The 25,251-nt window shown below is 68.9% G+C and carries 1 protein-coding gene; it reads right to left on the bottom strand.

The features are described 5' to 3' along the window. Window positions 1-5: 5 nt before the first annotated feature. The gene (locus tag K4G22_RS26005; protein ID WP_228082883.1) at window positions 6-25,223 is read right to left on the bottom strand and encodes a type I polyketide synthase; all 25,218 of its coding nucleotides are present in this window, start codon (window positions 25,221-25,223) and stop codon (window positions 6-8) included. Between the last annotated feature and the right edge of the window lie 28 nt (window positions 25,224-25,251).

The raw sequence follows: 25,251 nt of genomic DNA, 5'->3' as shown, positions 1-25,251 counted from the left end.
CCCTCTCAGGACGAACCCAGCTCGCTGTCGATGAAGTTGAAGATCTCGTCGTCCGAGGCGGCCTGGATGCGGTCGGCGACGGCGCCCTCGTCGTCCGTGTCGGACTCCTCGGAGGCACCCCAGCCGGAGAGCAGGGCCTCAAGGCGGGCCTTGACATCCGCCATCACGGTTTCGTCGGCCGAGGAGGACAGCGCGGGCAACGCGATCCGCAGGCGGTCCAGTTCGGCGAGGACCACGGTGGTCTCGTCGGGCAGGATCTCGGTGCGCAGATGGCGCGCGAGGACCGTCGCGCTCGGGTAGTCGAAGAGCATGGTGGCGGGCAGCCGCAGCCCCAGTTCGGCGTTGAGTCCGTTGCGCAGTTCGACGGCGGTCAGCGAGTCGAAGCCGAGATCGAGGAAGCCGCGCGAGGTGTCCACGGCGTCCGGAGAGCCATAGCCGAGGACGGCGGCGACATGCCCGGCGATGAGGCCGACCAGTGCGCGTTCCTGCTCGGCCTCGGACTTGCCGGCCAACTCCTCGGCCAGCGCTGAGACATCGGTACCCGAGGCGGCCTCGGCCCGGCGGCGGGCGGGGGCGCGAACCAGACCACGCAGCAGCGGCGGAACGGGGCCGGCGGCCAGCGAGGCCGTGTCCAGACGCATCGGCACCAGCAGCGGAAGGCCGTCCGCAGCCGCCGTGTCGAACAGCTCAAGACCCTGCTCCGAGCTCAGCGCCATCAGCCCGGATCGGCCCAGTTGGGCCGTGTCGGCGGTCATCCCGCCGGACTCGGCCCACAGCCCCCAGGCCATCGACACCGCTGGCAGCCCGGCGGCACGTCGATGCTGGGCCAGTGCGTCCAGGAAGGCGTTGGCCGCCGCGTAGTTGGCCTGCCCCGGCCGGCCGAAGGTGGCGGCTGCCGAGGAGAACAGGACAAACGAGCGCACCTCCTGATGGGCCGTCATTTCGTGCAGGTTCCAGGCGGCGTCCACCTTGGGCCGCAGCACGGTGGCCAGCCGATCAGGCGTCAGCGAGCCGATCGTGCCGTCGTCCAGCACGCCGGCCGAGTGCACGACCCCCGTGATGGGGGTGTCGAGCGATGCGATCACCTTCGCCAGGGCGTCGCGGTCCGCGATGTCGCAGGCGGCAATGGTCACCTCGGCACCGAGGTCGGCCAGCTCCGTTTCCAGCTCGCGCGCCCCGGCCGCCAGCGGACCGCGCCGGCTGAGCAGAACCAGGCGGCGAACCCCGTGTTGGGCGGCGAGGTGCCGTGCGACGAGGCCGCCGAGCATCCCGGACGCGCCGGTGACCAGCACGGCCCCCGTTCCGAAGTCGACCGGTTCACGGTCGTCCTCGACGTCGGCTCTGGCGAGCCTGGGCACGCGGATCTCCCCGTCGCGCAGCAGGAGTTGGGGCTCGCCGGTGGCGAGCGCGCCGGCCAGCGCCTGGTGTGAGGCGGACGCCTCGTCGAGATCGACCAGGACGAGTCGTCCCGGCTCCTCGGACTGGGCGCTGCGCACCAGCCCCCACACCGGCGCGTGCGCCAGATCGGGCACATCGCCCGCCCCGGCGGCGCCCCGGGTGACCAGCACCAGTTCGCCGCCGTCCAGCGGGGCGGCCAGCCACTCCCGCACCGTGGCGAGCGCGCGTGCCGTGGCCCGGTGCGCCGCCTCGACCACCGGACGGCCACCGTCCTGAGCCGGGGCGAACGAGACGAAGACCCGGTCGGGCGTGCTGCCGCTGGCGACCAGCGCGTCCAGATCGGGGTACGCGTCGACGCCGTCGCCGGCGATGCCGAAGTCGTCCGGGCCGACGACGGCCCAGGTCTCCGGGGTCTCGGGCGCCGATGGCAGCGCCGTCCAGTCGACCCGGAACAGCGCGTCATGCCGCCGTGCCCCGCCGGCCACCCGCATCTGCTCGGGGTTGAACGGGCGGGTCAGCAGGGAGTCGACCGCCGCGACCGGCAGCCCCGCCGGGTCGCTGAGGTGGAGCGAGACGCCCCCCTCGTCGTCGGTGACCAGGCGGGCCCGGAGCGTGGTGGCGCCCGAGGCGAAGAGCGTGACGCCCTGCCAGGCGAACGGCAACCGGGCCGCTTCGCCCCGACCGTCTCCTTCTTCGTCCCCCGCGCCGCCGCCGGCCATCAGGGCGTGCAACACCGAGTCCAGCAGCGCCGGGTGCAGACCGAACGAGCCGGCCTCGTCGGCGGGGAGGCTCACCTCGGCGAACAGTTCACCGTCCTGCCGCCACAGCGACCGCAGCCCCTGGAAGAGCGGGCCGTACTGGAAGCCGCTGGCGTCGAGGCGCTCGTAGAGCCCGTCGACAGCCACCCGTTCGGCGCCCGGAGGCGGCCACGCCCCGTCGCTCTCGAAGGCGGGCGCGGCGGCCGGCGCGAGGAGACCGGCGGCGTGACGGACCCAGCGGCCGTCGTCGCCCGAGGCGTGGATCGTCAGGGAGCGGCGGCCGTCCTCGCCGGGCGCGGCAACCGATACCTGGAGCGCGACGCTGCCGGTCGCGGGCACCACAAGCGGCGCTTCGAGCGTGAGGTCGTCGACCTTTCCGCATCCGACCTGGTCTCCGGCGTGGAGGGCGAGTTCGAGCATGCCGGCCCCTGGGAGGAGCACGGTGTCGGCGACGGCGTGGTCGGCGAGCCAGGGATGGGTCCGCAGCGAGAGCCGGCCGGTGAAGAGGTACCCGTCGTCGTCGGCGATGGGCACGGCGGCACCCAGCAGCGGGTGGTCCGCGGGGGCCAGCCCCATCGCCGTCGCGTCGCCAGCCAGGGCCGCACCGGCCTTGGGCCAGTAGTGCTGCCGCTGGAAGCGATACGTCGGCAGCTCGACCAGCTTGCCGCTCAACCCCCAGTCCACGTCGACGCCGTTGACGAACGCCTCGCCGAGGGACAGCAGCATCCGCTCCATACCACCGTGGTCACGCCGCAACGTGCCCAACACGACCGCCTCGGCGCCGGCCTCCTCCACGGTCTCCCGCAGGCCAACGCCGAGGACCGGGTGGGCGGACACCTCGACGAAGGTGCTGAACCCGTCGGCGAGCAGCGCCTGGGTGGCGCCCTGGAAGTCGACCGTGTTCCGCAGATTCTCGAACCAGTACGCCGCGTTCAACCCCGCCGTGTCGATCAGCCCGCCCGTCAGCGCCGAATAGAACGGCACCCGACCGGACTGCGGGGATACCGGCGCCAGTACGTCGAGCAGCTCGTCCCGGATCACCTCCACCTGCGCGGAGTGCGAGGCATAGTCCACGGCGATACGACGAGACCGCTCAACCGACCCCAACACCGTTTCCAAGCCGGCCACCTCACCGGCCACCACCACCGAGTTCGGACCGTTCACCGCCGCAACCGACACACCCACCGGCAACTCCAACTGATCCACCGGCAGCGGCACCGACACCATCCCGCCACCACCGCCGAGCCGGCCAGCGATCAACCGCGACCGCAACGCCACCACCCGCGCACCATCCCCAAGAGACAAACCACCCGCCACCACCGCAGCAGCGATCTCCCCCTGCGAGTGACCCACCACCGCAGAAGGCACCACACCAAACGACTCCCACACCCGCGCCAACGACACCATCACCGCCCACAACACCGGCTGCACCACATCAACCCGCGACAACAACCCCTCATCGTCCAGGGCCACTTCAAGATCCCACTCCACAAAAGGCTTCAGTGCCTCGCCGCATGCCAGCATCGACTCCCGGAACACCGAGGACGACTCCCACAACCCCGCCGCCATCCCCAACCACTGCGAACCCTGACCAGGGAAAACCATCACCACACCCTGGCCAACGCCTGCCCCTACAGACCCCGACACCACACCGGCACCCGGCACACCCCGCGATACGGCGCCCAAGCCGGCGACCATCCCGGCAGGGTCCGCACCGACCACCACGGCCCGATGCTCGAACACCGAACGACCCGCCAACGAGAACGCCACATCCGTCAGCGACACGTCCGCGTCCACCCGCTCCACCAGCGCCGTGGCCTGCTCAGCCACCGCGGCTGCGGAGCGCCCCGTCACCACCCACGGCACCACACCGGAACCGGTGTCCGGGCCCGTGTCCGCGCCCAACTCCTGTGCCGGCTCCGGCACATACTCGATGATCGTGTGCGCGTTCGTCCCGCTGATCCCGAAGGACGAGACACCGGCCCGGCGTGGCCGTCCTTCCTCGGCCCACGGGGTCGGCTCGGTGAGCAGGGACACGGCACCCGCGTCCCACTCCACATGCGGCGAGGGCTCGTCCACATGCAGGGTGCGGGGCAGCACTCCGTGACGCATCGCCAGCACCATCTTGATCACACCGGCCACACCGGCGGCGGCCTGGGTGTGACCGATGTTCGACTTCACAGACCCCAGCCAGAGCGGACGTTCGGGGTCGCGGTCCTGCCCGTAGGTGGCCAGCAGCGCCTGCGCCTCGATCGGGTCGCCCAGCGTCGTCCCCGTGCCATGCGCCTCCACCACGTCCACATCGGCGGTCGTGAGCCCCGCCGACGCCAACGCCTGCCGGATCACCCGCTGTTGGGACGGACCGTTCGGCGCCGTCAGACCGTTGGACGCGCCGTCCTGGTTGACCGCCGAACCGGCCACCACGGCAAGCACCGGATGCCCGTTCCGCCGCGCGTCCGACAACCGCTCCACCAGCAGAATTCCCACGCCCTCCGACCAGCCGACCCCGTCGGCGGACGAGGAGAACGCCTTGCAGCGTCCGTCCGGTGCCAGGGCGCCCTGACGGGAGAACTCCACAAAGGAACCGGGGCTGGCCATGACGGTGACGCCGCCGGCCAACGCCATCGAGCACTCGCCCTGCCGCAGCGCCTGGATCGCCCAGTGCAGCGCCACCAGCGACGAGGAGCACGCCGTGTCGACGGTCACCGCTGGGCCCTCAAGCCCGAAGGTGTAGGAGACCCGGCCCGAGGCGACGGAACCGGTGCTGCTGGTGGCGAGGAAACCGTCACCGCCCTCGGGCGACGCCTGCACCACACCGGCGTAGTCCTGGTACATGACGCCGACGAAGACGCCGGTCCGGCTGCCGCGCAACGACGCCGGCTCGATCCCGGCCCGCTCGAACGCCTCCCAGGACGTCTCCAACAGCAGCCGCTGCTGCGGGTCCATGGCGAGCGCCTCGCGCGGCGAGATCCCGAAGAAGACCGGATCGAACTCGGCGGACCTGTGCAGGAAGCCGCCTTCGAGGCCGGCCAGCGCCTCGGTGTCCCAGTTCCGGTCGACCGGAACCGCCCCCACGGCGTCGCCGCCTTCGGTGAGCAGCCGCCACAGGTCCTCGGGAGACTCGACGCCGCCCGGATAACGGCAGCTCATGGCGACGATGGCGATCGGGTCGTCATCCACGGCGACCACCGCGCCGGTGGTGGAGCCCGCGCTGTCGTCGACGGAGTCCGTCATCTCGTCGCGCAGGAAACCGGCGAGCGAGACGGCGCTCGGGTAGTCGAAGACCAGGGTGGCGGACAGCCGCAGCCCGGTGGCCGCGTTGAGCCGGTTGCGGAGTTCGATCGCGCTCAGCGAGTCGAACCCCAGGTCGGTGAAGGCGCGTTCGGGGTCCACATCGGACGGTCCCGCATGCCCGAGGACGGCCGCGACCTCGGTGCGGACCAGCGTCAGCAACGCGGCGGCGCGCTCGGCCGCGTCCAGCCCGGCGAGCCGGTCGACCAGGGCGCGATCGCCGGAGGCCGTCCTCCGGGTGCGGCCCCGCCCCGTCAGGCCGCGCAGCAGCGGCGCGGCGCCAAGCGGGGGCTCCAGCCGCATCGGCACCAGCAGGGGCGCGTCAAGCGAACGCGCCGCGTCGAAGAGGCGCAGGCCCTCCTCGGTGCTGAGCGCGTCCGGGCGCTCCCCGGCCATGCCGGCCGACCAGGCACCCCAGGCCAGGGACTGCGCGGGCAGCCCGGCGGCGTGCCGGTGGACGGCGAGCGCGTCCAGGAAGCTGTTGGCCGCCGCGTAGTTGCCCTGGCCCGCGTTGCCGAAGACGCCGGCAGCCGACGAGAACAGGACAAAGGAGGTCAGATCGAGGTCGCGCGTCAGCTCGTGCAGATGCCAGGCCGCGTCCACCTTGGCGCGCAGCACCGTGTCCACCCGCTCGGGTGTGAGCGAGGTGACGACGCCGTCGTCCAGCACACCGGCCGAGTGCACCACCGACGTCAGATCCGGCACGGTGGCGAGCAGCGCGGCGAGCGCGTCGCGGTCGGCGACATCGCAGGCCACCGCCCGCGCCTCGGCGCCGAGTTCGGACAGTTCGGCGACCAGCTCGGCGACCTCGGGGGCAGCGGGGCCACGCCGGCTGGCCAGCACCAGGCTGCGGGCACCGTGCTCCGTGACGAGATGGCGGGCCAGCAGCCCGCCCAGCGCGCCGCTCGCACCGGTGACCAGGACCGTGCCGTCGACACCGACCGGCGCCGCCCGCCCAGCCTCCGCCCGCTCCCTGGCGAGCCGGGGAGCGAAGGTCTCGCCGTCCCGGACGACGATCTCGCTTTCGTCCAACTCCAGCAACCCGGCGGGGAGTTCACCCTCGATATCGTCGGTGGCCACCAGCAGGAAGCGGCCCGGCTCCTCGGCCTGTGCCGACCGGATCAGTCCCCATGCGGCGGCGACGGGCAGGTCGGCCTGCGGGCTACCGGTGAACACCAGCCGCGAACCGTCCGACCGGTCGTCGGCCAGCCACTCCTGGAGCAGACCCAGCACACGGTGCACCACGGCATGCGCCGAATCGGCCACCGCGCCGGCACCGGCCAGCGGGACGACCACGACATCACCGCTGTCAGTGCGGGTGTCGGTGTCGCGGAGATCCGCCAGGGGGCGGCCCTCGGCCAGCACCGGCCAGTCGGCCGCCGGCGAGGCCGGCACCCGCACGGGCACCAGATCCACCCGGTAGAGCGAGTCCATCGCGGTCGCCGACCGGGCCGGAGCCGCCGGGATCGGCTTGAGGACCAGCGAGTCCACCCCCGCGACCGCCATGCCCGCCGGATCGGCCAGCGTCAACGACAGGGCGTCCCTGCCCGCCGGCGCGAGCCGCACCCGCAGCGCGGTGGCGCCTGTGGCGGCGACCCGCACACCCTCCCAGCTGAACGGAAGCCGCGCCGAGTCGAAGAACGACCCCGCCGCGATGGCGTGCAACACGGAGTCCAACAGCACCGGATGCAGCGTGAACCCACCGTCGTCGTCCACTCCGACCTCGGCGAACACCTCGTCACCGCGTGTCCACGCGGCCCGCAGGCCACGGAACGCGGGGCCGTACTCCAGTCCTGACGCGGCCAGATCCTCGTAGACCCCGTCGACATCCACCGCTTCCGCACCGGTCGGCGGCCAGACGGCCAGACCGTCCACGGCGATCTCGGCCCGGTCGGAACCGTTGTCGATACGACCGCTCGCATGCCGCACCCAGCTGTCCGTGGCATCGGCCTCGACCCGCGAGTACAGGCTGAGCGCCCTGCCGTCCTCCGCGTCCGACGCTGACACCCACAGCTGGACCGCGACGCCGCCCCGCTCGGGCAGTACCAGCGGGCTCTCCAGGGTCAGCTCGGCCACTCGGCTGCATCCCGCCTGGTCAGCGGCGCGAACCGCCAACTCCAGCAGGGCCGCCCCGGGCACCAACACCGCACCGGCGACCACATGATCGGCGAGCCAGGGGTGGGTTTCCAGAGAGATACGCCCTGTGAAGAGGTGTCCGTCGTGGTCGGCGGTGGCGACGGCGGCACCCAGCAGTGGGTGGTCCGCGGTGCTCAAGCCGATCGCGGACACATCACCCGGCCGGGCCGCCGGAGCGCTGGGCCAGTAACGCTGCCGCTGGAACGGATAGGTCGGCAGGTCCAACCGCGCCAACCCCGTCTGCGGGAAAAGCACACCCCAGTCCGGGGAATGGCCGTGCGCGTGCAGCACCGCCACCGCCCGCAACAACGTCTCCGCCTCCGGCCGCTCCCGACGCAGCGACGCGGCGAAGACACCACCAGCCACGATGTCCTGGGCCATCCCGGACAGCACCCCATCCGGGCCGATCTCCAACAACGTGCTGACACCCTCGCCGTCCAACCACTCCACCGCATCGTGGAAACGCACCGCATCCCGAACATGCCGCACCCAATACTCGGCATCCGTCTGAACCGGCTGCCCCGCGACCGGAATCTGAGCCGGGTGATATGTGAGCGTCTCCGCGACCGTACGGAACTCCGCCAGCATCGGGTCCATCAGATGCGAGTGGAAGGCGTGGCTGACGGAAAGCCGCTTGTGCTTCCACCGCCCCGCCAACTCCACCACGGCCGCCTCATCACCCGACAGCACCACGGAATCAGGCCCGTTGACGGCGGCGATATCCACGCCGTCGGTCAGCAGCGGCAGAACCTCGGCCTCCGGCGCCTGGACCGCCACCATCGCACCGCCCTCGGGCAGCGCACCCATCAACCGACCCCGAGCCGCCACCAAAGCGCACGCGTCGTCCAACGACAACACCCCCGCCACATGCGCGGCGGCGATCTCACCGATCGAATGCCCCGCCAGGAACTCCGGCCGCACCCCCCAAGCTTCCACCAGCCGGAAGAGCGCCACCTCAACGGCGAACAACCCCGCCTGGGTGAACTCCGTCCGATTCAGCAGCGCGGCGTCATCCCCGAACACCACCTCACGGACGGACAGCTCGAACCGATCGCAGACCGCGTCAAACGCCTCCGCGAACACCGGGAACGTCCCATACAACTCCCGGCCCATACCAAGCCGTTGACTCCCCTGACCCGAGAAGAGAAACGCCAACCGACCACTACGAGCCTCACCCGTCACCACCCGAGCCGAAGAACGCCCCTCAGCCAGAGCCGACAACCCCTCCCGCAACATGCCGGCATCACCAGCCAACACCACCGCCCGATACGGCAACGCGGCACGCCCCAACGCCAACGCATGCCCCAACTCGACCACACCAGCCTCAACACCACCCAACCGCACCGCCTGCGCCAACAACGCCTCCGACGAATGCCCCGACAACACCACCGGCACCAACGGCAAAGGCGATTCCGCTACTTCAGTCGAATCCGGCAGAGACTCCGGCTGTTCGATGATCACGTGCGCATTGGTACCGCTGATACCAAAGGAAGAGATACCCGCTCGGCGGGGACCTTCGGCAGTCCATTCCCTGGCTTCCGAGAGGACCTCGACCGCGCCGGCCGTCCAGTCCACATGCGACGACGGCTCCTCGGCATGCAGCGACTTCGGCAACACCCCATGCCGCATCGCCATCACCATCTTGATAATCCCCGCAACACCAGCCGCAGCCTGCGTGTGACCGATATTCGACTTCACCGACCCCAACCACAACGGACGGTCTGTCTCCCGACCCTGCCCATACGTCGCCAACAACGCCTGCGCCTCAATCGGGTCACCCAACGTCGTCCCCGTCCCATGACCCTCCACCACATCCACATCCGCCGCCGACAACCCAGCCGACGCCAACGCCTGCCGAATCACCCGCTGCTGCGACGGACCATTCGGCGCCGTCAAACCATTCGACGCACCATCCTGATTCACCGCCGAACCCGCCACCACCGCCAACACCGGATGCCCATTCCGCCGCGCATCCGACAACCGCTCCACCAACAACAACCCCACACCCTCACCCCAACCCACACCATCAGCACCATCCGAAAACGCCTTACACCGACCATCAACCGACAACCCCCGCTGACGACTGAACCCCACAAACGTCCCCGGCGTCGCCATCACCGTCACCCCACCAGCCAACGCCAACGAACACTCACCCGACCGCAACGCCTGCACCGCCAAATGCAACGCCACCAACGACGAAGAACACGCCGTATCCACCGTCACCGCAGGACCCTCAAGCCCAAACGTATAAGACACCCGACCCGACGCCACACTCCCCGTACCACCCGAACCCACCGAACCCTCAACCGCATCCGACGTATTCTCCAACAACGCCGCATAATCGTGATACATCACCCCAGCAAAAACACCCGTCGCACTCCCACGCAACGACACCGGATCAATACCCGCCCGCTCAAACACCTCCCACGAAGCCTCCAACAACAACCGCTGCTGCGGATCAATCGCCACCGCCTCACGCGGAGAAATCCCAAAGAACCCAGGATCAAACTCCCCCGCATCCCTCAAAAACCCACCCTCACGCGCATAACTCGTCCCCACATGATCCGGATCCGGATGATACAACCCCTCAACCTCCCAACCCCGATCCAACGGAAAACCAGAAACCGCATCAACCCCACCAACCAACAACTCCCACAAATCCTCAGGCGAACCAACCCCACCCGGAAAACGGCAACTCATCCCCACAATCGCCACCGGCTCATCCGACACCCCCACCACCGCAGGAACAACCGCACCCGAACCCGCGACCTCACCACCACCCAACTCATCACGCAGGAACCGCGCCAACTCCACCGGCGTCGGATAGTCGAAAACCAGAGTCGCCGGCAGCCGAAGGCCGCTGGCCGTGTTGAGTCGGTTGCGCAGCTCCAGGGCGCTCAGCGAGTCGAAGCCCAGATCGGTGAAGGCCCGATCGGGGGCGATCGCGGCTGGCCCCTCATGGCCGAGAACCACGGCCACCTCGGTCCGCACCAAGTCGAGCAGGGCGCGGGAACGCTCCGCGTCGGGCAGGCCGGCAAGACGACCGGCCAACCCGCTCTCCGTCACAGTGCGGCGAGCCGGGCCACCCCGCACCAACCCACGCAACAGCGGCGCCACCTCGGACCCACGCAACCCCGCCAGATCCAACCGCATGGGGACGAGGACCGGCGAGTCGATCGCGGATGCCGTGTCCAGGAGACGCAAGCCCTCCTCGGCGCTCAGCGCATCCGGACGTTCCCCGGCCATCCCTATCGACCAGGCACCCCAGGCGAGTGATTGGGCGGGAAGGCCGAGAGAGCGGCGATGAACAGCCAACGCGTCCAGGAACGAGTTCGCCGCAGCGTAATTCCCCTGCCCCGCATTACCAAACACACCAGCCGCCGAAGAGAACAACACAAAACGACGCAGACTCATACCAGCCGTCGCCTCATGAAGATTCCACGCCGCATCAACCTTCGGCCGCAACACCCCACTCACCCGCTCCGGCGTCAAAGACGAAATCACCCCATCATCCAAAACCCCCGCAACATGCACCACCGAATCCACCACAACACGATCCAACAACCCCTCCAACGCACCACGATCCGCCGCATCACACGCCACCACCTCAAACTCCACCCCATGCGCATACAACTCCGCAGCCACCTCAGCCGCCACCGTCCCCCGACGACTCGCCAACACCAAACGACGCACCCCATGCTCCACCGCCAAATGACCCGCCACCAAACCACCCAAACCACCAGAAGCACCCGTCACCAACACCGACTCACCCCACCCCACACCACCACCCTCAACATCACCCGAACCCTCAACACCATCACCCTCAACACCCGCATCCACCGCCACCCGCACCAACCGAGGCACCCACACCACACCCCCACGCACCGCCACATGCCACTCCCCCGCACCCACCACACCAGCCACCAACCCCAACGACACCTCACCCGCAACCCCCTCCACCAACACAAACCGCCCCGGCTCCTCCGCCTGCGCCGCACGCACCAACCCCGACACCGCAGCACCCACCACATCCCCAGGACGCACCACCACCACCAACAACCCCGAACGCTCACCCCTCAACAAACCCAAAACCCGCCCCACCTCACCATGCACACCCTCAACCACCGAACCCCCACCACCAACCTCAACCACCTCAACATCACCCAACCCACCAACATCCCCAACCCCAACCGAAGACTCAACCCACTCCACCCCAAACAACCCCTCATGAAAACCACCAGACAACCCACCCACCTCAAACCGCCGCAACACCAAAGACTCCACCACCCCCACCGGAACACCCCCACCATCAGCCAACAACAACGACACCGCATCACGCCCCACCCCACGCACACACACCCGCAACACCGACGCACCCACCGCCGACAACGAAACACCCGACCACGAAAACGGCAACAACCCCTCCCCACTCACAAAATCCCCCACCCCAATCGCATGCAACGCCGAATCCAACAACACCGGATGCAACCCAAAACCACCCACATCCCCAACCCCATCCCCCACCACAACCTCAGCAAAAACCTCATCCCCACGCCGCCACGCACCCACCAACCCACGAAAAGCCGGCCCATACTCCAACCCCTCATAAAACCCCGAAACATCAACCGCCACCGCACCCACCGGCGGCCACACAACCAACCCCTCACCCCCACCAACACCAGAACCAGCACCAGCACCAGCACCAGCACCAGCACCAGCACTCACCACACCACTCGCATGCCGCACCCACCCCTCACCCACCCGCGAATAAAACCCCACCACCCGACCACCAGAAGCATCCACACCACCAACCGACAACTGCACCACCACACCACCAACCTCAGGCACCACCAAAGGCGCCTCCAACGTCAACTCCTCAACCAACCCACACCCCACCTCATCCCCAGCCCGCAACACCAAATCCACCATCGCCGCACCAGGCAACAACACCAACCCAGACACCACATGATCAGCAAGCCAGGGGTGGGTTTCCAGAGAGATACGCCCTGTGAAGAGGTGTCCGTCGTGGTCGGCGGTGGCGACGGCGGCACCCAGCAGTGGGTGGTCCGCGGTGCTCAAGCCAATCGCGGACACATCACCGGGCCGGGCCGTCGGAGCGCTGGGCCAGTAACGCTGCCGCTGGAATGGATAGGTCGGCAGGTCCAACCGCGCCAACCCCGTCTGCGGGAAAAGCACACCCCAGTCCGGGGAATGGCCGTGCGCGTGCAGCACCGCCACCGCCCGCAACAACGTCTCCGCCTCAGGCCGCTCCCGACGCAGCGACGCGGCGAAGACACCACCAGCCACGATGTCCTGGGCCATCCCGGACAGCACCCCATCCGGGCCGATCTCCAACAACGTACTGACACCCTCGCCGTCCAACCACTCCACCGCATCGTGGAAACGCACCGCGTCCCGAACATGCCGCACCCAATACTCGGCATCAGTCTGAACCGGCTGCCCCGCGACCGGAATCTCCGCCGGACCGTAGGTGAGCGTCTCCGCCACCGAACGGAACTCCGCCAGCATCGGGTCCATCAGATGCGAATGGAACGCGTGGCTGACCGAAAGCCGCTTGTGCTTCCACCGCCCCGCCAACTCCACCACAGCCGCCTCATCACCCGACAGCACCACAGAATCAGGCCCGTTGACCGCCGCGATATCCACGCCCTCGGTCAACAGCGGCACCACCTCGACCTCCGGCGCCTGCACCGCCACCATCGCACCACCCTCAGGCAGCGCACCCATCAACCGACCCCGAGCCGCCACCAGCACGCACGCGTCATCCAACGACAACACCCCCGCCACATGAGCGGCAGCGATCTCACCAATCGAATGCCCCGCCAAGAACTCCGGCCGCACCCCCCAGGCTTCCACCAACCGGAACAACGCCACCTCAACGGCGAACAACCCCGCCTGAGTGAACTCCGTCCGATTCAGCAGCGCGACGTCATCCCCGAACACCACCTCACGGACGGACAACTCAAACCGATCACAGACCGCGTCAAACGCCTCCGCGAACACCGGGAACGCCCCATACAACTCCCGGCCCATACCAAGCCGTTGACTCCCCTGACCCGAGAAGAGAAACGCCAACCGACCACTACGAGCCTCACCCGTCACCACCCGAGCCGAAGAACGCCCCTCAGCCAGAGCCGACAACCCCTCCCGCAACATGCCGGCATCACCAGCCAACACCACCGCCCGATACGGCAACGCGGCACGCCCCAACGCCAACGCATGCCCCAACTCGACCACACCAGCCTCAACACCACCCAACCGCACCGCCTGCGCCAACAACGCCTCCGACGAATGCCCCGACAACACCACCGGCACCAACGGCAGGTCCGGGGAGACCGTGCCGGCCTCAACAGTCGATTCCGGCAGTGCTTCGGGCTGCTCGATAATGACGTGCGCGTTGGTGCCGCTGATGCCGAAGGAGGAAATGCCCGCCCTCCGCTTGCCCTGGGCCTCCCACTCCCTGGCTTCCGAGAGGACCTCGACCGCGCCGGCCGTCCAGTCCACATGCGACGACGGCTCCTCGGCATGCAGCGACTTCGGCAACACCCCATGCCGCATCGCCATCACCATCTTGATAATCCCCGCAACACCAGCCGCAGCCTGCGTGTGACCGATATTCGACTTCACCGACCCCAACCACAACGGACGGTCTGTCTCCCGACCCTGCCCATACGTCGCCAACAACGCCTGCGCCTCAATCGGGTCACCCAACGTCGTCCCCGTACCATGCCCCTCCACCACATCCACATCCGCCGTCGACAACCCAGCCGACGCCAACGCCTGCCGAATCACCCGCTGCTGCGACGGACCATTCGGCGCCGTCAAACCATTCGACGCACCATCCTGATTCACCGCCGAACCCGCCACCACCGCCAACACCGGATGCCCATTCCGCCGCGCATCCGACAACCGCTCCACCAACAACAACCCCACACCCTCACCCCAACCCACACCATCAGCACCATCCGAAAACGCCTTACACCGACCATCAACCGACAACCCCCGCTGACGACTGAACCCCACAAACGTCCCCGGCGTCGCCATCACCGTCACCCCACCAGCCAACGCCAACGAACACTCACCCGACCGCAACGCCTGCACCGCCAAATGCAACGCCACCAACGACGAAGAACACGCCGTATCCACCGTCACCGCAGGACCCTCAAGCCCAAACGTATAAGACACCCGACCCGACGCCACACTCCCCGTACCACCCGAACCCACCGAACCCTCAACCGCATCCGACGTATTCTCCAACAACGCCGCATAATCGTGATACATCACCCCAGCAAAAACACCCGTCGCACTCCCACGCAACGACACCGGATCAATACCCGCCCGCTCAAACACCTCCCACGAAGCCTCCAACAACAACCGCTGCTGCGGATCAATCGCCACCGCCTCACGCGGAGAAATCCCAAAGAACCCAGGATCAAACTCCCCCGCATCCCTCAAAAACCCACCCTCACGCGCATAACTCGTCCCCACATGATCCGGATCCGGATGATACAACCCCTCAACATCCCAACCCCGATCCAACGGAAAACCAGAAACCGCATCAACCCCACCAACCAACAACTCCCACAAATCCTCAGGCGAACCAACCCCACCCGGAAAACGGCAACTCATCCCCACAATCGCCACCGGCTCATCCGACACCCCCACCGTCACGGGACCGGCTGTGTCGCTCACGGAGCCGATGAGTTCGTCCCGCAGATAGGCGGCGAGCACCGTGGTGCTGGGGTAGTCGAAGATCAGGGTGGCGGGCAGCCGCAGGGTGGTGGCCGTGTTGAGTCGGTTGCGCAGCTCCAGGGCGCTCAGCGAGTCGAAGCCCAGATCGGTGAAGGCCCGATCGGGGTCGATGTCCGTCGCGCTTTCGTGGCCGAGGACCGCGGCCACCTGGCCGCGCACCAGGTCGAGCAGGGCGCGGGAACGCTCGGCGTCGGGCAGGCCGGCAAGGCGACCGGCCAACCCGCTCTCCGTCACGGTGCGCCGAGCCGGGCCACCCCGCACCAACCCACGCAACAGCGGCGCCACCTCGGACCCACGCAACCCCGCCAGATCCAACCGCATGGGCACCAGGACCGGAGAGCCGACGGCGACCGCGGTGTCGAGCAGACGAAGCCCCTCCTCGGCACTGAGCGCGGTGTCGCGCGGCATCTTCGCCTGCCGCCCCATTCCATCGCTCTGGTCCCACAGCCCCCAGGCGAGTGATTGGGCGGGAAGGCCGAGAGAGCGGCGATGAACAGCCAACGCGTCCAGGAACGAGTTCGCCGCAGCGTAATTCCCCTGCCCCGCATTACCAAACACACCAGCCGCCGAAGAGAACAACACAAAACGACGCAGACTCATACCAGCCGTCGCCTCATGAAGATTCCACGCCGCATCAACCTTCGGCCGCAACACCCCACTCACCCGCTCCGGCGTCAACGACGAAATCACCCCATCATCCAAAACCCCCGCAACATGCACCACCGAATCCACCACCACACGATCCAACAACCCCTCCAACGCACCACGATCCGCCGCATCACACGCCACCACCTCAAACTCCACCCCATGCGCATACAACTCCGCAGCCACCTCAGCCGCCACCGTCCCCCGACGACTCGCCAACACCAAACGACGCACCCCATGCTCCACCGCCAAATGACCAGCCACCAAACCACCCAAACCACCAGAAGCACCCGTCACCAACACCGACTCACCCCACCCCACACCATCACCCGAACCCTCAACACCCGCATCCACCGCCACCCGCACCAACCGAGGCACCCACACCACACCCCCACGCACCGCCACATGCCACTCCCCCGCACCCACCACACCAGCCACCAACCCCAACGACACCTCACCCGCAACCCCCTCCACCAACACAAACCGCCCCGGCTCCTCCGCCTGCGCCGCACGCACCAACCCCGACACCGCAGCACCCACCACATCCCCAGGACGCACCACCACCACCAACAACCCCGAACGCTCACCCCTCAACAAACCCAAAACCCGCCCCACCTCACCATGCACACCCTCAACCACCGAACCCCCACCACCAACCTCAACCACCTCAACATCACCCAACCCACCAACATCCCCAACCCCAACCGAAGACTCAACCCACTCCACCCCAAACAACCCCTCATGAAAACCACCAGACAACCCACCCACCTCAAACCGCCGCAACACCAAAGACTCCACCACCCCCACCGGAACACCCCCACCATCAGCCAACAACAACGACACCGCATCACGCCCCACCCCACGCACACACACCCGCAACACCGACGCACCCACCGCCGACAACGAAACACCCGACCACGAAAACGGCAACAACCCCTCCCCACTCACAAAATCCCCCACCCCAATCGCATGCAACGCCGAATCCAACAACACCGGATGCAACCCAAAACCACCCACATCCCCAACCCCATCCCCCACCACAACCTCAGCAAAAACCTCATCCCCACGCCGCCACGCACCCACCAACCCACGAAAAGCCGGCCCATACTCCAACCCCTCATAAAACCCCGACACATCAACCGCCACCGCACCCACCGGCGGCCACACAACCAACCCCTCACCCCCACCAAAACCAACACCAGCACCAGCACCAGCACCAGCACTCACCACACCACTCGCATGCCGCACCCACCCCTCACCCACCCCCGAATAAAACCCCACCACCCGACCACCAGAAGCATCCACACCACCCACCGACAACTGCACCACCACACCACCAACCTCAGGCACCACCAAAGGCGCCTCCAACGTCAACTCCTCAACCAACCCACACCCCACCTCATCCCCAGCCCGCAACACCAAATCCACCATCGCCGCACCAGGCAACAACACCAACCCAGACACCACATGATCAGCAAGCCACGGATGCGACTCCAAAGAAATACGCCCCGTGAAGACGACCGAGTCGTCACCGGCCAGGCCGACGACAGCACCCAACAGGGGATGGTCGGCGGCGCCCAGACCGACCGCGGACACATCGCCCGCGCGGTGTGTGGCAGCGGTGGGCCAGTAACGGTCCCGGGCGAAGGCATAGGTGGGTAGTTCGACGAGGCGGGCCCCCGTCAGCAGCTGCGGCCAGCGGGCGCCAAACCGTCCCGCACCGGCGAGCGCCAGGTCCACCTCGGGCCGTCCGGCACGCAGCAGCGGAGTGCCGTCGGCCATGGCGGAGAGCACCCCATCCGGGCCGATCTCCAGGAACGAGGTCGCGCCCTGTGCGCGCAGCCACTCCACGGCGTCGTGGAAACGGACGGCCTCCCGGACATGCCGCACCCAGTACTCGGCGTCGACTACCGAAGGCTGCCCGGCGACCGGGATCTGAGCCGGGTGATACGTGAGCGTCTCGGCGACCGCGCGGAACTCCGCCAGCATCGGCTCCATCAGATGCGAATGGAAGGCATGGCTGACGGAAAGCCGCTTGTGCTTCCACCGCCCCGCCAACTCCACCACGGCCGCCTCATCACCCGAAAGCACCACGGAATCAGGCCCATTGACCGCCGCGATATCCACACCCTCGGTCAACAGCGGCAACACATCGGACTCCGCAGCCTGCACCGCCACCATCGCGCCACCCTCAGGCAACGCACCCATCAACCGACCCCGAGCCGCCACCAGAGCGCACGCGTCGTCCAACGACAACACCCCCGCCACATGAGCGGCAGCGATCTCACCAATCGAATGCCCCGCCAAGAACTCCGGCCGCACCCCCCACGACTCCACCAACCGGAACAACGCCACCTCAACAGCGAACAACCCCGCCTGAGTGAACTCCGTCCGATTCAACGTCGCCGCGTCATCCCCGAACACCACCTCAAGCACCGGCAGCTCGAACCGATCACAGACCGCGTCGAAGGCGTCCGCGAACACCGGAAACGCCCCATACAACTCCCGCCCCATACCGCACCGCTGACTCCCCTGACCCGAGAAGAGAAACGCCAGGGCGCCCGACGTTGAGGTTCCGGTTGTCGTGCCGTCCGCCAGGTCGGCGAGGCCGGCCAGCAGGCGCTGGCGGTCCTGGCCGGCGACGACGGCCCGGTGCTCCAACTCGGAGCGGGTGAGCAGGGTGTGGGCAACGTCGTTGGGTCGGAGTTCGGGCCGCGCGCTGACGAAGGCGTGGAGTTGGGCGGCCTGGTCGCGCAGCGACTGGGGCGTGCGGGCGGAGATCACCCAGGGGGCGAGGACATCGGTGTCCGGGCCCTCCGTGGTCTCCAGCGCCGGGGGCTCCTCGATGATGGTGTGCGCGTTGGTGCCGCTGATGCCGAAGGAGGAAATGCCCGCCCTCCGCTTGCCCTGGGCCTCCCACTCCCTGGCTTCCGAGAGGACCTCGACCGCGCCGGCCGTCCAGTCCACATGCGACGACGGCTCCTCGGCATGCAGCGACTTCGGCAACACCCCATGCCGCATCGCCATCACCATCTTGATAATCCCCGCAACACCAGCCGCAGCCTGGGCGTGTCCGATATTCGACTTCACCGACCCCAACCACAACGGCCGATCCCCATCACGACCCTGCCCATACGTCGCCAACAACGCCTGCGCCTCAATCGGGTCACCCAACGTCGTCCCCGTACCATGCCCCTCCACCACATCCACATCCGCCGTCGACAACCCAGCCGACGCCAACGCCTGCCGAATCACCCGCTGCTGCGACGGACCATTCGGCGCCGTCAAACCATTCGACGCACCATCCTGATTCACCGCCGAACCCGCCACCACCGCCAACACCGGATGCCCATTCCGCCGCGCATCCGACAACCGCTCCACCAACAACAACCCCACACCCTCACCCCAACCCACACCATCAGCACCATCCGAAAACGCCTTACACCGACCATCAACCGACAACCCCCGCTGACGACTGAACCCCACAAACGTCCCCGGCGTCGCCATCACCGTCACCCCACCAGCCAACGCCAACGAACACTCACCCGACCGCAACGCCTGCACCGCCAAATGCAACGCCACCAACGACGAAGAACACGCCGTATCCACCGTCACCGCAGGACCCTCAAGCCCAAACGTATAAGACACCCGACCCGACGCCACACTCCCCGTACCACCCGAACCCACCGAACCCTCAACCGCATCCGACGTATTCTCCAACAACGCCGCATAATCGTGATACATCACCCCAGCAAAAACACCCGTCGCACTCCCACGCAACGACACCGGATCAATACCCGCCCGCTCAAACACCTCCCACGAAGCCTCCAACAACAACCGCTGCTGCGGATCAATCGCCACCGCCTCACGCGGAGAAATCCCAAAGAACCCAGGATCAAACTCCCCCGCATCCCTCAAAAACCCACCCTCACGCGCATAACTCGTCCCCGCATGATCCGGATCCGGATGATACAACCCCTCAACATCCCAACCCCGATCCAACGGAAAACCAGAAACCGCATCAACCCCACCAACCAACAACTCCCACAAATCCTCAGGCGAACGCACCCCACCCGGAAAACGGCAACTCATCCCCACAATCGCCACCGGCTCATCCGACACCCCCACCACCGCAGGAACAACCGCACCCGAACCCGCGACCTCACCACCACCCAACTCATCACGCAAGAACCGCGCCAACTCCACCGGCGTCGGATAGTCGAAGACCAGAGTCGCCGGCAGCCGGACGCCGGTCGCGGCGGAGATTCGGTTGCGCAGTTCGACGGCCGTCAGCGAGTCGAAGCCCAGATCGCCGAAGGCGCGGTTGACCTCCACCTCCTCCACGGAGGCATAGGAGAGCACGCCGGCTATCTGGACGCGGACGAGGGAGACCAGCTCCTTGAGCTGCTCGGCCGGGGCCAGGCCGCTGAGCCCGGCGAGGCCGGCGTCCCCGGTGACATCCGTGACGACGCGGCGGACCCGGGTGCGGACGAGGCCCCGGAAGAGCGGGGAGAGCGCGGCTCCGGACGCGGCTTCGGCACGCAGCGCGGCGAGGTCGAGCGCTATCGGGATGAGGACGGCGTCGTCCCTGGTGAGCGCCGTGTCGAAGAGGCGCAGCCCGTCCGCGGTGGAGAGGGCGCCCACGCCGGAGCGGGCGATGCGGCCGAGGTCGTCGTCGCCGAGGGTGTCGGACATGCCGGCCTGGCCCCACAGGCCCCAGGCGAGGGACTGGGCGGGCAGTCCGAGGGAGCGGCGGTGGCGGGCGAAGGCGTCGAGGAACGAGTTGGCGGCGGCGTAGTTGGCCTGTCCGGCGGCGCCGAAGACGCCGGAGGCGGAGGAGAAGACGACAAAGGCCGAGAGGTCGTGGCCGGCGGTCAGCTCGTGCAGGTTCCAGACCGCGTCGGCCTTGGGGCGCAGTACGGCGCTGACGCGGTCGGGTGTCAGGGAGGAGACGATGCCGTCGTCGAGGACGCCCGCCGTGTGCACGACGGCGCGCAGGGGGGTTCCGTCGAGGAGCGCGGCGAGGGCGTCGCGGTCGGCGACGTCGCAGGCGGCGACGGTCACCCGGGCGCCGAGCGCGGTGAGTTCGGCTTCGAGCCCTTCGGTGAGGGTGCCGCGTCGGCTGACGAGGAGCAGATCGGTGGCGTGGTGCTCGGTGACGAGGTGGCGGGCGAGCAGTCCGCCGAGCGCGCCGGACGCGCCGGTGACGAGGACCGTTCCGCCGGTGAAGGGGGCGGGACGGGTCGACTCGTCCGGGGTGGTGGAGGTGTCGCGCGCGCGGGCGAGGCGGGGCACCAGGACCTGGCCGTCGCGGACGGCGACGTGGGGTTCGCCGGAGGCGAGTACGCCGGCGAGGAGTTCCGGGGTGATGTCGTCCTCGTCGCCCTCGACGACGAGGAAGCGGCCGGGCTCCTCGGCCTGGGCCGCGCGGACCAGGCCGGAGACGGCCGAGCCTGTGGGGTCGTCGGGGAGGGTGAGGAAGACCAGTCGGCTGGTGGCCGGTCGCACGGACTGGAGGAGCCGCAGGGCGCGGGCCGTCTCGGTGTGGACGGTGACGGCCGGTGCGCCGTGCGGGCGGACGGGCACCAGCACCGCCTCGACGTCCGATGCGGCGCCCGGGTCGCTCTCGGTGTCGGTCTCGGTGAGGGTGTGCCAACGCCCCGGTGTGGTCGGGGAGATGGCGACGGGAACCCATTCCAGGGTGAAGAGCGAGTCGCTCTGGGCCGGCTGGGCGGTGTCGGCGGTGAGTGGGCGCAGGACGAGGGAGTCGACGGTGGCGAGGGGGGCGCCGGTGAGGTCGGCGAGAGTGACGGCGACGGCGCCGGAGCCGGCGGGTCGCAGCCGTACGCGGGCCGCTGTGGCGCCGGTGGCGGCGAGGGAGACGCCGGACCAGGAGAACGGCAGGTGGGCTCCTTCGCCGAGGAAGGAGCCGAGGCCGAGGCCGTGCAACGCCGAGTCGAGCAGCGCCGGGTGGAGGCCGAAGTCGGCGGTCGGGGTGTCGATGGCGATCTCGGTGAACACCTCGTCGCCGCGTCGCCAGGCGGCGCGCAGCCCCTGGAACGCGGGGCCGTAGGCGAAGCCGGCGTCGTCGAGTCCCGCGTAGTAGCCGGTGACGTCGATGGGTTCGGCGCCGGGGGGCGGCCATTCGGTGAGGGTTTCCTCGGGGCGGTCGCCGACGGCGAGTTGGCCGCTGGCGTGCCGGACCCAGGGGTCCTCGCCGCCCTCCGGGCGGGAGTAGAGGGTGAGGGCGCGGCGCCCGGTGGTGTCGGGGGCGGCGACGGCGAGTTGGACGACGACGGCGGTGGTCTCGTCGAGGGTCAGCGGGGTTTCGAGGGTGAGTTCCTCGACGAGGTCGCAGCCGACCTGGTCGCCGGCGCGGATGGCGAGTTCCACGAGGGCGGCGCCGGGCAGCAGCACGGTGCCGCCGACGGCGTGGTCGGCGAGCCAGGGGTGGGTGGCGAGCGAGAGCCGGCCGGTGAGCAGGGAGCTTTCGGCGTCGGCGAGGGTGACGGCGGCGCCGAGCAGCGGGTGGTTGGCGGGGTTGAGGCCGGCGGCGCCGATGTCGCCGAGCCAGGTCGCGGGGGCGTCGAGCCAGTAACGGGTCCGCTGGAAGGGGTAGTTGGGGAGTTCGACGCGGCGGGGTCGCGCTCCGGCGAAGAACGCGGCCCAGTCGACGGCCGCGCCGTGGGCGTGGACGCGGGCGAGTGCGGCGACCACGGAGCGGTCCTCGCGCAGCGCGGCGGTGAACGCGCCGTCGGTGACGCACTCCTGGCCGAGCGCGGACAGCACGCCGCCGGGGCCGAGTTCGAGGTAGGAGGTGACGCCCCGGTCCTCAAGCCAGCGCATGACGTCGTGGAAGCGGACGGCCTCGCTGACGTGGCGCACCCAGTAGTCGGCGTCGGGGGCGACGGGTTCGCCGGTGAGGTTGGAGATCAGGGGGATGCGGGGTTCGGCGTGGTCGAGGGACTCGGCGACGGCCCGGAAGTCGTCCAGCATCGGGTCCATCAGGTGCGAGTGGAAGGCGTGGCTGACGCGCAGCCGCTTGTGCTGCCAGCGCGCGGCGAGTTCGAGCACGGCGGTCTCGTCGCCGGAGAGCACCACGGCCCGGGGGCCGTTGACGGCGGCGATGCGGACGCCTTCGGTGAGCAGCGGCAGGACGTCGTCCTCGGCCGCCTGGACGGCGACCATGGCGCCGCCCTCGGGCAGCGCGCCCATCAGTCGGGCGCGGGCGGAGACGAGGGCGCAGGCGTCGTCGAGGGACAGCACTCCGGCGGCGTGTGCGGCGGCGATCTCGCCGATGGAGTGGCCGGCGACGAACTGGGGGCGCACGCCCCAGGAGGCGAAGAGGCGGTAGAGCGCGACCTCGACGGCGAAGAGGGCGCACTGGGCGTACTCGGTGCGGTTGAGCAGTTCGGCGTCGGTGCCGAACACGACGTCGCCGACGGGCAGTTCGAAGCGGGCGCAGACGGCGTCGAAGGCTTCGGCGTAGACCGGGTGGGCGGCGTGCAGGGCGCGTCCCATGTCGAGTCGCTGGCTGCCCTGTCCGGTGAAGAGGTACGCCAGTTTGCCGCCGGTGACGGCGGTGTCGAGGGTCTGGAGTCCGGCGGTGAGGTCGGCCAGGGTGCGTCCGGAGAGCGCGGCGCGGTGTTCCATGGCGGCCCGGGTGGTGGCCAGGGAGTGGGCGAGGTCGACCGGGTCGAGGTCGGGGTGGTCGGCGATGAGGGTCGTCAGCTGGTCGGCCTTGGCGCGCAGGGCGGTCGCGCTGCGGGCGGAGAGCGGCCAGACGACCTCTTCCGGCGGGGCGCCGGCGCCCTGGTCCCCGTCGGCGTCGCCTTCGGCGTCCTCTTCGGCGGCCGGCTCGGGGGGCTGTTCGAGGATGACATGGGCGTTGGTGCCGCTGATGCCGAAGGAGGAGACGGCCGAGACGCGGGGTCGGCCGGTCACCGGCCAGGGGCGTTCCTCGGTGAGGAGCTTGACGGCGCCGGCCGACCAGTCGACGTGGGGGGTGGGTTCGTCCACATGGAGGGTGCGGGGCATGGTGCCGTGCCGCATGGCCATGATCATCTTGATGACGCCGCCGACGCCGGCGGCGGCCTGGGTGTGGCCGACGTTGGACTTGAACGAGCCGAGCCACAGCGGTCGTTCGGCGTCCCTTTCCTGGCCGTAGGTGGCGAGCAGGGCCTGGGCCTCGATGGGGTCGCCGAGGGTGGTGCCGGTGCCGTGGGCCTCGACGATGTCGACCTGGCCCGAGCTGAGGCGGGCGGCTTCGAGGGCCTGGCCGATGACGCGCTGCTGCGCCGGGCCGTTGGGGGCGGTCAGCCCGTTGGAGGCGCCGTCCTGGTTGACGGCGGAGCCGCGCACGACGGCGAGGATCTGGTGGCCGTTGGCCTGGGCGTCGGAGAGGCGCTCCAGGAGCAGCATGCCGACGCCCTCGCCCCAGCCGACGCCGTCGGCCGCGCCGGCGAACGACTTGCAGCGGCCGTCGGCCGCGAGGCCGCGCTGCCGACCGAAGTCGACGAAGGGTCCCGGGGTGGCCATGACGGTGACGCCGCCGGCGAGCGCGAGCCCGCATTCGCGCTTGCGGAGCGCCTGGGCGGCGAGGTGGAGGGCGACCAGGGAGGAGGAGCAGGCGGTGTCGATGGTGACGGCGGGCCCTTCGAGGCCCATGGTGTAGGCGACGCGTCCGGAGGCGACGCTGTAGGCGTTGCCGTTGCCGAGGTGCGCTTCGACGCCTTCGGGGACGTCGAGCGGGCGCGCCAGGTAGTCGTGGTACATGACGCCGGCGAAGACGCCGGTGCGGCTGCCCCGGACGGTGGTGGGGTCGATGCCGGCCTGTTCGAAGGCTTCCCAGGACGCTTCGAGGAGGAGCCGCTGCTGGGGGTCCATCGCGAGGGCCTCGCGCGGGGAGATGCCGAAGAACGCCGGGTCGAAGTCGGCGGCGTCGTAGAGGAAGCCGCCCTCGCCCGTGTACGCGTCGCCGCTGAGCGCGCTGGTGTCCCAGCCCCGGTCGGTGGGGTAGGCGGCGACGCCGTCGCCGCCCTGGGCGACGAGTTCCCACAGGTCGTCGGCTGAGGTGATGCCGCCGGGGTAGCGGCAGCTCATTCCGACGATGGCGATGGGCTCGGTGTCCCTGGCGTCGGCCTCCTCCAGGCGCCTCCGCACCTGTCGCAGGTCAGCGGTCACCCGCTTGAGGTAGTCGAGAAGCTTGCCCTCGTCTGTCACCAACGCACTCCTCAGCCGAGTCCGACCC

The organism is Streptomyces profundus, assembly GCF_020740535.1.
Lineage (GTDB): Bacteria > Actinomycetota > Actinomycetes > Streptomycetales > Streptomycetaceae > Streptomyces > Streptomyces profundus.
The sequence above is the reverse complement of the archived record's forward strand: the minus strand, read 5'-3'. Positions and strand labels throughout refer to the sequence as shown.